This window comes from Streptomyces nigra (genome assembly GCF_003074055.1).
GTDB classification, from domain to species: domain Bacteria; phylum Actinomycetota; class Actinomycetes; order Streptomycetales; family Streptomycetaceae; genus Streptomyces; species Streptomyces nigra.
Map to the genome: position 1 here is coordinate 3,203,493 of NZ_CP029043.1, position 14,010 is coordinate 3,217,502.

The window sequence follows — 14,010 nt, forward strand, 5'->3', positions numbered from 1 at the left end:
GGCTGCCGCGACCGCCGCACCGGAGAGCAGATGCCCGCGAAGAGGATGCTGTACGACGGTGTGGGTGCCCGTGCCGGCGCCGGCGCCGGCGCCGATGACGGTGGGGTCGCCGGCGCACGTGGCCGCGATGCTGCGGCGGATGCCGATGCCGGCGCCGCACGGGGTGGCCCGGCCGTACCCGCCGAGGCGGTCGCCCCGCTGATCCGCGGCGTGACCGTACTGCGCCGCCTGACGGAGGCGGGCGGCACCCTGAGCCCGAGCGCCCTGGAACGCGCCACGGGCCTCGCCCGCTCCACCGTCGACCGCATCGCCTCCACCTTCGCCCGCATGGGATACGTCCGTATGGACGGCCGCGACGTGGCGCTGGCACCCCGCGTGCTGGAACTCGGCAACGCCTACCTCGCCGCCCTCGGCTGGCCCGCCCAGCTCGCACCGCACGCCGGCGCGCTCGCCGAGGAGCTGGACGAGTCGGTGACACTGACGGTCCCCGACCGGGACGGCGTCCGCCTCGTCCACCGGTCCGGCCATCGCCGGAGGCTGCCCCTCGGCTTCCCGTTGGGCACCCTGCACCCCGCCGACCGTACGGCGCCGGGCGCGCTGTTCGCGACGGAGTGGACGGACACGGACTGGCAGTCATGGCGCGCCCGCCGTCCGTGTTCCGAACCATGGGCCGACTTCGAGGACCGAGCGAAGACGGCCGCGCGGAACGGCTGGGCGGAGGACGACGAACTCACCGAACCCGGCCTGCTCACCCTTTCCGTACCGGTCCGCGACGCGGCCGAGGGCGGCCGGATCGTCTGCGCGGCGAGCGTGGTCAGCCACACCGGCCGCCACACCGCCGCCGGACTGCGCGAAACGGTCCTCCCCCGCCTCCGTGGCACGGCGACGGCGATGGAACGCGCCCTGCGCGACGCACCGGCCGCCCGGCCCGGCGCCGGTCCCTCGGGACTGGCCTCCTGGACGAGCGCGTCCAAGCAGGAACTGGGCCGGGAGTTCGTCGAGTCCCTGGCGCGCGGACTGACGGTCCTGACCGCGTTCGGCGAGGGCCGCGGCGAGCTGACGTTGACCGACGTGGCCCGCGCGACCGGCCTGCCCCGCGCCACGGCCCGCCGGGCCCTGCTCACCTACGCCCACCTGGGCCTGGTCCGCCGCTCGGGAACCCGGGGCTTCCGCCTGACCCCCCGTGTCCTGTCACTGGGCTTCCCACCCCTGTCCCGCCTGCCCTTGTCCCACCTGGCGACCCCGCACCTGACGGAGCTGTCCGCCCACCTCACCGAGTCGGTCTCCCTAGCCACCCTGACCTCGACGGGCGAGGAAACCCGGTGCACGGCCGCGACCGCCCCCACGCATGCGCTGAGCCTCGAGGTGGAGGTGGGCACGCGACAGCCGGCCCACGCGACCCCGGCGGGCCGGGTCCTCCTGTCGGATCTGCCTCCGGACCTGCGCAAACGGGCCCTGTGCCACCCCGAGGCCCCCGCCCCGGACGCCTTGACGACCGACCTGGACACCGTCGCCCGCGAGGGTCACGCCGTGACGTACGACGCCCCGGAACCGGGCCTGCGCACCCTGGCGGTACCGGTACGCGACGGAACGGGCCGGGTGGTGGCGGCGATCGAGGCGACGATCCACAGGGCTCGCAGGACGAGGGAGGCATGCATGAAAGAGGTACTCCCACACCTACTGGCGACCGCACGCGCCATGGAGGCCGACCTACGCCTGACGACACACATCACTTCCGCCCCCCGGTGAAGACCACCGCCCCGCTCATCCCGTCATGAGCTCTCATCCGTCATAGAGCCTCAGCTGTCATAGAGCCTCATCCGTCGCAGGCCTCTCACCCGTCGTAGGGCCGAGCGGCACGCCCCTCCCGCAGGGTGAGCCCCCACCAGGCGAGCTGGTCCAGCAGGACGGCGGCGGCCTTGGCGGTGCCGTCCTCGTCGTGCGGCCGCCCGTCGTCGTCGAACCGCTCCCAGGCCATGTGGAAGCTGACGGTGTCGCGCAGGGTGACGGCATGCAGCTCGGCGAAGACCTGCCGCAACTGCTCCACGGCACGCTGCCCGCCGGCCATCCCGCCGTACGAGACGAACCCGACCGGCTTGGCCCGCCACTCCCGGTGGACGTAGTCGATGGCGAGCTTGAGCGCGGCGGGGTAGCCGTGGTTGTACTCGGGCGTGACGACGACGAACCCGTCGAGCCCACCGATCCGCCGCGCCAGCGTGGGCGCGTCGGACTGCTCGAGGGTGAGCTTCAGCTCGTCGGCGAGCACGGGCTCGGACAGATCGATGACATGCGTCTCCATGTCGTCCCGCCGCCCGATCTCGGACAGGAACCACTGGCACACCTTGTCGGCGAACCGCCCGGGCCGAACACTCCCGATGAGCACACCGATCTTGAGGGGCGCATGGGACATGAGGTCCTCGTCTCTCGTAGGAGGAAGCCGCCCCGGGGATGCGGTGAACGCGCCGGGACCGACGAGAGAAACGTAGAAACTCAACCAAACTTGAGGTCAAGCGCGACAGTCCGCGACGCCCCGATGCCCCCACACATCGCCCCTGACCAGCCCAAACCGGAACGCCCCCAAGACCGATCGACGATCCGCTAGGCTAGTCGCCGGATCTTCCACGATCCGCGCCTTCGTAGCTCAGGGGATAGAGCACCGCTCTCCTAAAGCGGGTGTCGCAGGTTCGAATCCTGCCGGGGGCACCAGCGCAAAGGCCCCGGACCGATCATGGTCCGGGGCCTTTGACATCCACTTCTGACGACGGGACGTCGCTGCATGCGTGCACCCGTCTATGGCGGTGCTGGTCCGCGAGGCTGCGCCGGCATGCATGCCTCAGGGGCGCCCGCATACGCCGTACAGCTGGCAGGCGCGGCGGTCCTGATCGCCCTCTTCCTCGAGCATGCGCCGGCGTTCCTGTTCGCGTTTCGAATAGGCGGCCGCGCGGACCGCCTCGTCGCTCTCCAGGCCCGAGCCCAGCGCGCCGCCCACCGTGGCGACCGACGCGACGAACCAGGCCAGGGTCCAGTGCTCCGCCGCCCGCAGCGGTGATTTGGTCATCGAGGCGAAGACCTCGCCGTTGATGATGAAGAGCGCCCACAGCAAGTTGACGATCAGCAAGCCCACGTAGCAGACCAGCACCCCGATGCCGAGGGTCACGACCGTCGACGCGTTGTAGAGCGCTGCCCGCGTTCTCGCCTGCGGCGAGTCCCCCGTCGCCCGGTGCCAGAGATGCGCGTCCACGATCAGCCAGCCGATCATGAGGACGATGGACCCGATCGTGGCGATCACGAGTCGTGCGGTGTCCAGGGCGATGGCCAGATTCCAGACCGTGGCGTTCACGGTGAAGATCGCTCCCGAAGCAAGTGCCGCGGCCAGGGCCTTCGAGAGTCCGGGACCAGGCGCCACGGCCTGTTGGCCCGGACCATGCCGCCGAGCACCCTCAGGTAGCCGCCCGGCCCGCTGACGACGTACCGGCTATCCGCGGTCTCCTCGTCGTCGACCGGACCCGAGTGAACACCGGCGAAACGGCCGGTGAGACGTCGCAGCGGTCGGGGTGGCGAGGTTCCGGGGCGCTGGCGGGACGCCCGTCCAGCAGGCTGAGCACCGCCCGCTCGACCGCCCGTCGCGCCCTGCGGTGAAAGCGCAGGCCTCCCAGCGAGGGAAGTGACAGCAGGGCCAGGCCGTGTTCGTGGCTCAGATCCACGGCGAGCTTCCGCCTTCCTGCGTGCAACGGCAGGTCGGTGAGCGCCACGACGACGTCCCAGTTCTCCCCGCCCGCGCGGTCCACGATGCGGCGCGTCGACGTGGACAGGTCCTCCGTCCCTGCGGTGAAGGGTTCACTGACCATTTCGACGGAGAATTCTCGATGTTCTCGTCGACGGCCCCGGCGTACTGCAGTGCCCAGATTGTCCGCTCTATAACGCTCCCACCCCGTGGCCTGCGGAGACGCCTGAGCCCGGGCCTAGGCGCTCTCGTTTGGGTCACGCCGGGCTCGCGGGGTCTGGCCTGATCCGAACGAAAGACCCAAGCGGGACCGCTTCGACTTCTCGCGCCTGTGGCCGACGTACACCAAGAGCCCGACGTACCCGAGAGCACGGTCACCAGCGGCATCGGGAGAGTGAGGCGGGCGAGTGCGCAGTGGCCTCAGTTGCTCGCCACCGCCACGAAGAGGCCTACGGCGACCACGGCCACCCATACGACGACGGCGACGGCCACCACGCAGCCGAGTGCTCCTGTGGTGCAGCCGAGCGTGGCCCACACCCACCGCCGCGCCTTTTTGTCGTCACGCTCGGCGGTGTCGCGCTCGTGACTGTCGTCGCCGACCTCCGGCCCACCGTGTGCCACCATGCTTCGCTTCCCCCTCATCCCCTCCGGCGGACCTTATCGTTCACGCGGAGCGGTCGGCAGGTCGGTCACCATCGCGGATCTCCGCCCTCGGAGTGAGCCACTTCACAGCCGCGTCGACGGCCCTGGAACCGCGAGCGGGGGCCTCGGCGGGGCGACGGGCTGCGGCCCGGGCGGGGCATGGGGGGCGTCATGCCGGGTGGGGAAAACCTCCTCCGCCACGCCGGGCAATATCTGTGTTCGCGGGATGAGAATTTCGAGTCCGGCTCACCGCAGGGTTTCTTCGGCCCCGGCCTGACCCGGCATTTCGGCCCCGCACGGACCATCCCTCCGTGCTACTGTCGTTATCAGTTGCAGGTGTGGTTGCCAGAGGGATTGTTTTTCCGACGGATGATCGACACGGCGACACGGATTACGCACAGGGCGTTCTCCGATCACCGCCTCCGAAGGAGAAACAAAATGGCTACTGGTACCGTGAAGTGGTTCAACGCGGAAAAGGGCTTCGGCTTCATCGAGCAGGACGGCGGCGGCCCCGACGTCTTCGCCCACTACTCCAACATCGCCAGCCAGGGCTTCCGTGAGCTGCTGGAGGGCCAGAAGGTGTCGTTCGACATCGCCCAGGGCCAGAAGGGCCCGACGGCTGAGAACATCGTCACCGCCTGACGTCGGTCACCGACGCAGACTTCGCAGCTGGGGCCCGCACCTCTGGGGTGCGGGCCCCAGCTCGCTGCTTTTCCCGGCAGTTTTCACTTCTCGTTGCTCTCAGGGGCGCTGCGCGGAAGTCGTACCACCCGCCGTCGAGCGGCTGTCATGTCGCCCGTCCGGCTCGCCCCACCGATTTTTTTCTCCGGCTCGTTTCGAGATTCTCTGCGCCGCTCTTCTGCTGCGGGAATTCCTTGCTGCGTGCCCAGAACGGAAGGTTCCGCATGCAGCGTTCCCGCATGTCCCGTACACCCCGCACCTCTCGCACTCCTGACCGTTTCGGCGGAGGCTCCCGGCCCACTCGTCGCGCCAGCAACCCGCGCCGCGACGAGTTCGCTGTGCCGGTGACGAAGACGCCCGGTCTGCCGGCCGTCGAGTCGTTCACCGACCTCGACATGCCCGGCCAGCTGATGGCCACGCTCGTCCACGAGGGCGTGACCGTGCCGTTCCCGATCCAGGCGGCCACGCTGCCGAACTCCCTCGCCGGACGTGACGTCCTCGGCCGGGGCCGCACCGGCTCGGGCAAGACGCTCGCCTTCGGACTCGCCCTCCTGGCCCGTACGGCCGGACGGCGCGCCGAGCCGAAGCGGCCGCTGGGCCTCGTCCTCGTCCCCACCCGTGAGCTCGCGCAGCAGGTCACCGACGCGCTCGCTCCGTACGCCCGCTCCGTGGGCCTGCGGACGGCCACCGTCGTCGGCGGGATGTCCATCGGCCGCCAGGCCGGTGCGCTGCGCGCCGGTGCCGAGGTGATCGTCGCGACGCCGGGACGCCTCAAGGACCTCATCGACCGGAACGCCTGCCGTCTCGACGACGTCGGCATCACGGTGCTCGACGAGGCCGACCAGATGGCCGACATGGGCTTCATGCCCCAGGTCACGGCGCTGCTCGACCAGGTGCGCCCCGACGGGCAGCGGATGCTGTTCTCGGCCACCCTGGACCGCAACGTCGACCTGCTGGTCCGCCGCTACCTCTCGGACCCGGTCGTCCACTCCGTCGACCCGTCCGCCGGCGCGGTCACCACGATGGAGCACCACGTCCTGCATGTGCACGACGCGGACAAGTACCAGACGACGACCGAGATCGCGGCCCGCGACGGCAGCGTGATCATGTTCCTCGACACCAAGCACGCCGTCGACAAGCTGACCAAGCACCTGCTGAGCAGCGGTGTCCGCGCCGCGGCCCTGCACGGCGGCAAGTCGCAGCCCCAGCGCACCCGCACCCTCGCCCAGTTCAAGAACGGCCAGGTCACCGTGCTGGTCGCGACCAACGTCGCGGCGCGCGGCATCCACGTGGACAACCTCGACCTGGTCGTCAACGTCGATCCGCCGAGCGACCACAAGGACTACCTGCACCGCGGCGGACGTACGGCCCGTGCCGGCGAGTCCGGCAGCGTCGTCACCCTGGTGACCCCCGGCCAGCGCCGGGGCATGACCCGGCTGATGGACGCGGCGGGCATCCGCCCCCGTATCGCGCAGGTGCGTTCGGGCGAGGCGGAGCTGAGCCGGATCACCGGCGCGCAGGCTCCGTCGGGCGTCCCGGTCGTCATCGCCGCACCCGAGGCGGCGAGCCCTCGCGGCACGTCCTCCTCCCGGGGCCGCCGTGGCCGTTCCGGGCGCGGCGGATACGGCGGCCGCGGCGGACAGGGTGGCCAGAGCGGACAGGTCCGGAGCCAGTCCGTGCGCCGGGAAGGTCCGCGCAGGTCCGGCCTGGGTTCGGCCGCATAGGACTTTCCCACCGGGCACCGCCCGGCGCCGTGACCGACCGCCCGCCTTCCACCGTTTCGCAGGAGCAGCTATGACGACGGCTCAGCCGCAGTACCGGGCAGCACACCGCATCTCCGAGACCAGGGTCGACGGGCGGGACACCGCCGGGCCCCGGGTCCGGGACGACATGACGGTCGAGGTGGCGCTGTCCCTCATGGCCGGCGCCCGGGTCGACCACCTCGTCCTGTGCGACGGGGACGACCAGAGCACCGGCACGGTCACCCGGGAACGGCTCGCCGTCCTGCGCCGCAGCCCCGCCTATACGGACCGGATCCGGCTGCGCGACGTCCACGTGCTGGACACGCCGGTCACGCCGGTCACCGGAAGGTGTCATCGGGAGCTGGGCGTGGCCGCCTTCTCCTCCTGATCCGTACGACACCCCCATGAGCCCGGTGAGGGCCTGCCGACGCGCGTCGGCAGGCCCTCACCGTCGTCTCCGGCTGTCGTGGGTACCCGAGCCCTGTGCAAGGGCGGCGGAGCGTCGGGGCGGGCCGATGGTGTTACATGTGGTGCGGGGCCCGGTGCCGGTCGGCGCGGGGCCCCTCGACGCGTTGCACATCGAGGTGACATGGCAGATTCCCCACTCAGCGACCGGCTGGACGACGACGACTACCCCGCCTACACGATGGGCCGGGCCGCCGAGATGCTCGGCACCACACCGGGCTTCCTCCGCGCGCTCGGCGAGGCGCGGCTGATCACTCCGCTGCGCTCCGAGGGCGGGCACCGGCGGTACTCCCGCTACCAGTTGCGCATCGCCGCCCGCGCCCGCGAGCTCGTCGACAAGGGCACGCCGATCGAGGCCGCGTGCCGGATCATCATCCTCGAGGACCAGCTCGAGGAAGCCCAGCGCATCAACGCCGAGTACCGGCGCGCCGCGCAGGAAGGGTCCGATGACTCCGGGAACTGAGGGCCGTGTCAACCCAGCGGGTTCGTGGTGGCGCGCAGGGTCGACAGGACCGGGCCGTACATACGGGACTTGATGGTGCCGACGGTGTCGCCCGCCTTGTTGACCTGGGCCTGGGCCAGTTCGATCGCCGTGGAGCGTACGGCGTCCTCGGGGACCGTCCGGTCGACGATGCCGGCCGACTCGGCGTCGGCCCCCCCGCAGCGGCGGGCGGTGATCATCGCCTCGTGCGCCGTCCGCGGGGTGAGCCGGGACTGGATGAGGGCGGACATGCCGGGCGTGAACGGGATGTTGATGTCCGCCTCGGGCAGGCACCAGTAGCCGCGGTCGGCGCGCATCACCCGGAAGTCGTGCGCGAGGGAGAGCATCGCGCCGGCGGCGAAGGTGTGGCCCTGGAGCGCGGCGACCGTCACGAGCGGCAGGGACAGCACGCGCGCGAAGAGCTGGTGCACGGAGACGACGTAGTCGTGGTAGTCGTCGGCGTGGGCGGTCAGCCACTCCAGGTCGAGCCCGTTGGACCAGAACTTGCCCGTGGCGGCGGTGACCAGGGCGCGCGGGCCGTCCGCCTTCTCCACCTCGTCCAGCGCGGCACCGAACGCGGCGATCCAGTCGGGGTGGAAGCGGTTCTCGCCGTCCCCGAGGTCGAGGACGAAGACGTTCTCCTGGCGGTCGAGCGACGGCATGACGGCTCTCCTTCGAGGCGAGCGGTGCGGGACGGCGAAACGCTGGGCGATTTATGAGCGACCGCTTAGTAACTTATGGCGGTCGCCATAGCCCGCGCAAGAGGTGCGCCACCCGCAAGCCGACCGCAGACCGAGCAGGGGCCCGGTCCGCTCTCGCGGGTCGGGCCCCTGCTCGGTTGTTCGGGCGATCGTGGGAGCCGATCGCACCCCGCGGCACGGAACGCCGTTCCTCCGCGGACGGACCTCAGAACGCGCTGTTGTTGCAGCCCATGGTCGAGCCGAGGTGGGTGTTCTGCGCGCCCGCGTCACCCTCGCCGTTGAGCGCGTTGGCCAGGGCGCCGTTCAGGATGCCGACCTCGCCGAGGACGTCGAGGTTCAGGTCGTGCGAGCGGCAGTTGGAGCTCTGCAGGACGCTGACCTTGTCCCCGCCCTTCTTGCCGCCGTGCCCGTCGAGACCCTGGGCGGTGGCGGTGCCGCTGGCCAGGATTCCGGCGCTGCCGAGGGCGACGACCACGACGGCAGCCTTGCGAAGCTTGTGCATGTCATCTCCGGAGAGGTGAGGGGGTGCGATCCATGAGAGATCGACTTCGTACAGTTACGAGAGGCTAATGTGACGAAATACGACATGTCGGTACGACTCGCCGGTGATCGTCATTTTTCACCGTCCGCCCGTGCTACCCCCGCGCCCGCTACTGGTCGAGATACGCCAGCACGGCCAGCACCCTGCGGTTGTCCCCGTCCGTCGGCAGGAGACCGAGCTTGGTGAAGATGTTGCCGATGTGCTTGGCGACGGCCTTCTCGGAGATGAACAGGCCCTGGGCGATCCCCGCGTTCGAGCGGCCCTGCGCCACCCACTCCAGGACCTCGCGCTCGCGCTCCGAGAGGCTGCCGACGGCTACGTCGCGCTCCTTGCGGAGCAGGAGCTTGGAGATCACCTCGGGGTCCATCGCGGTGCCGCCCTCCGCCACCCGGCGGATGGCGTCGAGGAAGTGGCCGCCGTTGGTGACGCGGTCCTTGAGCAGGTAGCCGACGCCCCGGCCGCCACCGGCCAGCAACTCGCGGGCGTACAGCGGCTCGACGTACTGGGAGAGGAGCAGGACCGGCAGGTCCGGGACACGTTCGCGGGCGGCGAGCACCGCGCGCAGGCCCTCGTCCGTGAACGTCGGCGGCAGCCGGACGTCGACGACCGCGACGTCCGGCCGCCGCTCGACGAGCGCGTCGAGCAGTTCCGTCCCGTTGTCCACGGCGGCGACGACCTCGTGGCCGTGGGCGCCGAGGAGACGGATCAGCCCGTCCCTCAGGAGGAAGTGGTCTTCGGCGAGGGCAATACGCAAGGAAGCTCCATCGTCACCATGGTCGGGCCGTTCACGGGGCTGTTGACGGCGAGGACGCCGTCGAAGGTGGCGAGCCGGCGCTCGATGCCCCGCAGACCGGTGCCGCGCGAGACGTCCGCACCGCCCTGGCCGTCGTCCGTGACGGTGATGCGCAGCATCCCGCGATCGTAACGAAGGTCGATCCAGGCCCGGTCGGCGCCGGAGTGCTTGGCGACGTTGGTCAGGATCTCGGAGATCGCGAAGTACGCCGCGGACTCGACCGGCATCTCGGGGCGGCCCGGCAGGTCGACGTGGACCTCGGTGCGGACCGGGCAGACCATCGCCAACGCCCGTACGGCGTCCGCGAGTCCGCGGTCGGCGAGGACCGGCGGGTGGATGCCGCGCACGAGGTCGCGCAGTTCCTCCAGCGCCTTGGAGGAGGACTCGCGGGCCTCGGCGAGCAGGGCGCGCACGGCCTCCGGGTCGCTCTCCAGACGGTGTTCGGCGGCGTCGAGGGTCATGCCCATCGCGACCAGGCGGGCCTGGGCGCCGTCGTGGAGGTCGCGTTCGATACGGCGGATCTCGGCCATCTGTGTGTCGACGGCCTCGGAGCGGGTGGTGGCCAGGTGCTGGATGCGGCCGGCCATCAGCTCGCTCTCGCTGGGGGCGAGCATGGAGCGGGTGTACAGGGCGTGCCGGCGGACGGCGCGCGGCGCCACCCACAGGGCGAGCGGCAACTGGAGGACGCCCAGGACGCCGGCGAGGACGGCGGTGGCCTGGCCCTCGACCGGGATGAACTGGTACCACAGGCCGTCCCATTCGACGGACAGCGGGACCCCGAAGAAGGCGAGGAAGACACCCCAGACGCCGCTGAGGATCAGGGCGAGCGGGAAGAAGGCCAGTAAGGCGCCGGCCAGTGGGTCGACGAGCACCCAGACCCATTCCCGGCGGGTCTGCGGGTCGCTCATGATCCACCGGTAGCGGGCGGCGGGCCAGGAGGCTCCCTCGGGTGCGGGGGGCGGCGGGCCGGGCGGGCCGGGGATCTCGACCCCGGACCAGCGCAGGGCCAGCTCCCGCCGGCGGGCGGCGAGGTTGCGCACGCCCTCCATGGCGCGCGGCACCACGCCGAGGCCGGGGCCGACCAGCCAGATCGCCCCGGACACCGCCAGGGACCGGCCGAAGGCCGCCGACGCCATCCAGCACAGGGACATCACCCTGCGCAGCCCGACCAGTCCGGCCGCGACCGAGAATCCCCTGATCTCGTCGGGCGCGTGATTCACCCCGAGCTGCGTCGTGCGGTCCATACGGCTCGCTCCTCTCTGTTGCCTGTGCGGTACGTGGGGCGAAGCGCCCGTGTCCTCATTCTGGCCACGGGTGGGGCGTCGGCGCGGTGGAGAAAACTCCCCTCTTGGTCACCCAGGTGCCGTACCGAGTCAGGGAGTAGCGGTCGCCGTCGCCTCCTCCCCCGCCCGGCGGTGGGCCGTCGCCAGGGCCAGGGTGACCGTGAGGGATGTGAGGGCCAGGCAGGTCATCGCCGTGGCCGGCGTGGTCAGTTGGGCGAGGGTGCCTGCCAGGGCGGCGGCGAGGCCCTGCATGGTGAGCATCCCGGCTCCCCGCAACCCCTGGGCGTGGCCCGCGAGTTCGTCCGGCGTCACGGACATGAGGCGTTCCTGCTGGGCCAGGGTCGCGCCGAAGCCGACCGAGGCGACGCACACCACCAGGGCGGACCAGGGCAGGGACGGGTGCAGAGCGAACAGCAGGTACGGCGCGGCCAGCAGCGTCAGGAGCGGGATCGGCAGGCGGGGGCGCAGGGCGGGCGGCACCAGGCGGCCGACGGTCAGGTCGCCGGCGAACATGCCCAGCGCCGCGCAGGCGAACAGGGCGCCGGCGGCTCCGGGGTCGTAGGAGACGTAAAGGGACTCGCAGCCGACGATGAGGCCGTTGGGCAGCCACATGCCGAGGTAGGCGAGGCGGCGGGGGCGCGAGGACCACAGCAGGGCGTTGGTGCGCCAGGTCGCCGCCACCGACGGGCGACCCGTGGCACGGGCCGGGCGGGCCGTCAGGCCGAGCCGCAGGACGAGGGACGCGGTGGCGTACAGCGCCGCCGACAGGAGCAGACAGGCGCGGGGGGACAGTACGGCCAGGAGGGCGCCGCCGGTCGCGAAGCCGACGATCTGCACCAGCCCGAAGACCATGTTGAACACCGAACGCCCGAGGACGAAGCCGCCCTTGGGGAGGATCTCGTTGAGCAGGCCGCCGGTCACCCCGCCGCCCAGCGAGGAGACCAGGCCCTGGACGAAGACCACGGCGAAGGCCGCCCCGAGCGGCAGGCCGGGCAGCGCCTGGACGGCCGTGCAGAGCGCGAAGGCCAGGGCGATGCCGCTGAGCGCCGCGCGCGGCGGGAGCCGGTCGGCGGCCGACAGCAGGAAGGTCGCCCCGAGCATCTGCGCGAGCTGCGGCCCGAACATGCTGACCGCCGACAGCAGCGGCGAGTCGGTGGCCCGGTAGACGAGGGTGGCGAGCGCGAGCCCGCCGATCGTCAGGGCCGCGCCCTGGGCGGCGGAGCCGAGGAAGAACGGCGTGAACTCGGGGGTCCGGAAGAGCTCGCGGTAGCTGCGCATGCGGGGAGTCTGCGGCGGGGCGCGCGGCGGCCGTACTCTTTCGCGCGCACGCGAAACGTCGTTCGCGCGCACGCGCAACGTGGGGAGGGTGCTCGTGGGGTGGTGGCAGCTCAACGCGGACACGCTGGCGCGCAGCCGGTTCGTGCTCTCGCCGTTCGCGGAGACGTTCGCGAGTCTGAAGCTGCTGCACGCGGGCATCCCGGCGCACCCCGGTGAGCGGGCGTGGCTGCGCGCCCATCTGCCCGGCTACCGGTCCCGGCTGGCCGCGGACCCGACGACCGCGCGGCTGGTGGGCGCCGCGCTCGGGCGGTCCTGGATCGCCGACTTCGTCGCGCCCACCCCGCGGGACGGGGAGCGCTTCGAGGGCGTCGTCGCCCGGGTGCGGTCCGCCGACCCGGCCGCCGCCCGCGCCCATCTCACCGTCTCCCTCGGCGGGCCGCTCCCCGCCGACCTGGACCGCGACGACCTGCCGGAGCGGGCCGCGCGGCTCCTCGAGTACGTCTGGACCCGGACCGTACGGCCGTACTGGGACCGGCGCCGGCGGATCCTGGAGGCGGACGTGGCCGCCCGGACCGCGCGGGTCAGCCAGGGCGGCTGGGCCGCGGTGCTGGACTCCCTGCGGCCGGGCCAGACCCGCTGGCTCGGCGGGAACCGGCTCCAGGTCAATCTGCAGGAGTACCCGCCCCGCGAGATCTCCGGCGCGGAGCTGGTCTTCATGCCGGTCACCCCGCGGACCGGCTGGGTGTCCTGGGAGGAGCCCGACCGCTACGCCCTCGTCTACGCCTGCTCCGGCCCGCTCACCGACCCGGACGCCCGGAGCGTCCCCGCGGGGCTCTCCGCGCTGCTGGGTCCCGCCCGGGCCACGGTCCTGGTCCTCCTCGGCTCCCCGATGAGCACGAGCCATCTGGTCGCCGTGACCGGGCAGGGCCTGGGCTCGGTCGGACGGCATCTGCGGGTGCTGCGGGACGCGGGACTGGTGGAGCGGCGGCGGGCGGGCCGCTCGGTGCTGTACGCGCGGACGCCGGCGGGCGACACCCTCGTCGCCGCGCGTGCGGCGGCCGGGGACGACCTCGTGGACGCGCGGACGCCGGCTGGAGACGGCCTCGTCGACGCCCGGCGGCGGCGCGATCAGGGGCGGAGTTAGCATCCGGAGCATGACGACCCAAGACAGCACCTCCCCCCTCGACGTCGACATCGACGCCCTCACCGGCGGCTCCGCCGACCTCTCCCAGTACGCCGGCAAGGCCGTGCTGGTCGTGAACGTCGCCTCCAAGTGCGGGCTGACCCCGCAGTACAACGGCCTGGAGAAGCTCCAGGAGCGCTACGCCGAGCGCGGCTTCACCGTGCTCGGGGTGCCCTGCAACCAGTTCCTCGGCCAGGAGCCCGGCTCCGCCGAGGAGATCGCCGAGTTCTGCTCGGCCACGTACGGCGTGACCTTCCCGATGACGGAGAAGGTCGAGGTGAACGGAGAGGCCCGGCACCCGCTGTACGAGCGGCTCGTGGGCTTCGCCGACGCCGACGGGCACAGCGGCGACATCCGCTGGAACTTCGAGAAGTTCCTCATCGGCCGGGACGGCACGGTCGTCGCCCGCTTCTCGCCGCAGACCGAGCCGGAGGACGCCGCGCTCGTGGCGGCCGTCGAGGCGCAGCTGGCCTGACCGCTTGACTCTGCCCCTGGG

General features: G+C 71.9%; 14 protein-coding genes, 1 tRNA gene and 1 pseudogene. 8 read left to right on the top strand and 8 right to left on the bottom strand.

The window, feature by feature from the left end; translation table 11 throughout:
* Window positions 1-30: 30 nt before the first annotated feature.
* Entirely contained in the window at window positions 31-1,749 is a 1,719-nt protein-coding gene (locus DC008_RS14635) for an IclR family transcriptional regulator domain-containing protein (protein ID WP_244221356.1), read from the top strand.
* A gap of 85 nt (window positions 1,750-1,834) precedes the next feature.
* Here DC008_RS14635 and DC008_RS14640 read toward each other — a convergent pair whose 3' ends face one another.
* Entirely contained in the window at window positions 1,835-2,410 is a 576-nt protein-coding gene (locus DC008_RS14640; RefSeq protein ID WP_108707372.1) for an NADPH-dependent FMN reductase, read from the bottom strand.
* Window positions 2,411-2,630: 220 nt separating this feature from the next.
* On the opposite strand from DC008_RS14640, the gene DC008_RS14645 reads away from it, so the two are divergent.
* Window positions 2,631-2,706 (top strand) — tRNA-Arg (locus DC008_RS14645).
* Window positions 2,707-2,833: 127 nt separating this feature from the next.
* Here DC008_RS14645 and DC008_RS14650 read toward each other — a convergent pair.
* Both DC008_RS14650 and DC008_RS14655 read right to left on the bottom strand, forming a co-directional pair.
* Window positions 2,834-3,905, bottom strand: a pseudogene (locus tag DC008_RS14650) (hypothetical protein).
* 239 nt (window positions 3,906-4,144) lie between these two features.
* Window positions 4,145-4,348, bottom strand: a complete 204-nt coding sequence (locus DC008_RS14655; RefSeq protein ID WP_108707373.1) for a hypothetical protein — start codon at window positions 4,346-4,348, stop codon at window positions 4,145-4,147.
* Between the two features lie 456 nt (window positions 4,349-4,804).
* On the opposite strand from DC008_RS14655, the gene DC008_RS14660 reads away from it, so the two are divergent.
* From DC008_RS14660 to DC008_RS14675, 4 genes are all read left to right on the top strand, one after another.
* The gene (locus DC008_RS14660) at window positions 4,805-5,008 is read left to right on the top strand and encodes a cold-shock protein (RefSeq protein ID WP_055623558.1); all 204 of its coding nucleotides are present in this window, start codon (window positions 4,805-4,807) and stop codon (window positions 5,006-5,008) included.
* Window positions 5,009-5,271: 263 nt separating this feature from the next.
* Window positions 5,272-6,771: a DEAD/DEAH box helicase gene (locus DC008_RS14665; protein WP_167457954.1), complete on the top strand. Its 1,500-nt coding sequence runs from the start codon at window positions 5,272-5,274 to the stop codon at window positions 6,769-6,771.
* A 70-nt stretch (window positions 6,772-6,841) separates the two neighbouring features.
* Entirely contained in the window at window positions 6,842-7,177 is a 336-nt protein-coding gene (locus tag DC008_RS14670) for a CBS domain-containing protein (RefSeq protein WP_208645870.1), read from the top strand.
* A gap of 201 nt (window positions 7,178-7,378) precedes the next feature.
* Window positions 7,379-7,717, top strand: coding sequence for a helix-turn-helix domain-containing protein (locus DC008_RS14675; RefSeq protein ID WP_055623560.1), 339 nt, complete (start codon window positions 7,379-7,381; stop codon window positions 7,715-7,717).
* An 8-nt stretch (window positions 7,718-7,725) separates the two neighbouring features.
* Here DC008_RS14675 and DC008_RS14680 read toward each other — a convergent pair whose 3' ends face one another.
* From DC008_RS14680 to DC008_RS14700, 5 genes are all read right to left on the bottom strand, one after another.
* The gene (locus tag DC008_RS14680; RefSeq protein WP_108707374.1) at window positions 7,726-8,397 is read right to left on the bottom strand and encodes an enoyl-CoA hydratase-related protein; all 672 of its coding nucleotides are present in this window, start codon (window positions 8,395-8,397) and stop codon (window positions 7,726-7,728) included.
* Window positions 8,398-8,641: 244 nt separating this feature from the next.
* Window positions 8,642-8,938, bottom strand: a complete 297-nt coding sequence (locus DC008_RS14685; RefSeq protein ID WP_108707375.1) for a hypothetical protein — start codon at window positions 8,936-8,938, stop codon at window positions 8,642-8,644.
* A gap of 148 nt (window positions 8,939-9,086) precedes the next feature.
* Window positions 9,087-9,731, bottom strand: a complete 645-nt coding sequence (locus DC008_RS14690; protein ID WP_108707376.1) for a response regulator transcription factor — start codon at window positions 9,729-9,731, stop codon at window positions 9,087-9,089.
* Window positions 9,695-11,014, bottom strand: a complete 1,320-nt coding sequence (locus DC008_RS14695) for a sensor histidine kinase (RefSeq protein ID WP_108707377.1) — start codon at window positions 11,012-11,014, stop codon at window positions 9,695-9,697. The genes DC008_RS14690 and DC008_RS14695 overlap by 37 nt, the downstream gene beginning before the upstream one ends.
* A gap of 129 nt (window positions 11,015-11,143) precedes the next feature.
* On the bottom strand, window positions 11,144-12,331 hold the full coding sequence (locus DC008_RS14700) for an MFS transporter (RefSeq protein ID WP_108707378.1): 1,188 nt from the start codon (window positions 12,329-12,331) through the stop codon (window positions 11,144-11,146).
* 94 nt (window positions 12,332-12,425) lie between these two features.
* Here DC008_RS14700 and DC008_RS14705 point away from each other — a divergent pair, with 94 nt between their 5' ends.
* On the top strand, window positions 12,426-13,475 hold the full coding sequence (locus DC008_RS14705; RefSeq protein WP_108707379.1) for an ArsR/SmtB family transcription factor: 1,050 nt from the start codon (window positions 12,426-12,428) through the stop codon (window positions 13,473-13,475).
* 10 nt (window positions 13,476-13,485) lie between these two features.
* Window positions 13,486-13,989: a glutathione peroxidase gene (locus DC008_RS14710; RefSeq protein WP_108707380.1), complete on the top strand. Its 504-nt coding sequence runs from the start codon at window positions 13,486-13,488 to the stop codon at window positions 13,987-13,989.
* Window positions 13,990-14,010: the final 21 nt, after the last annotated feature.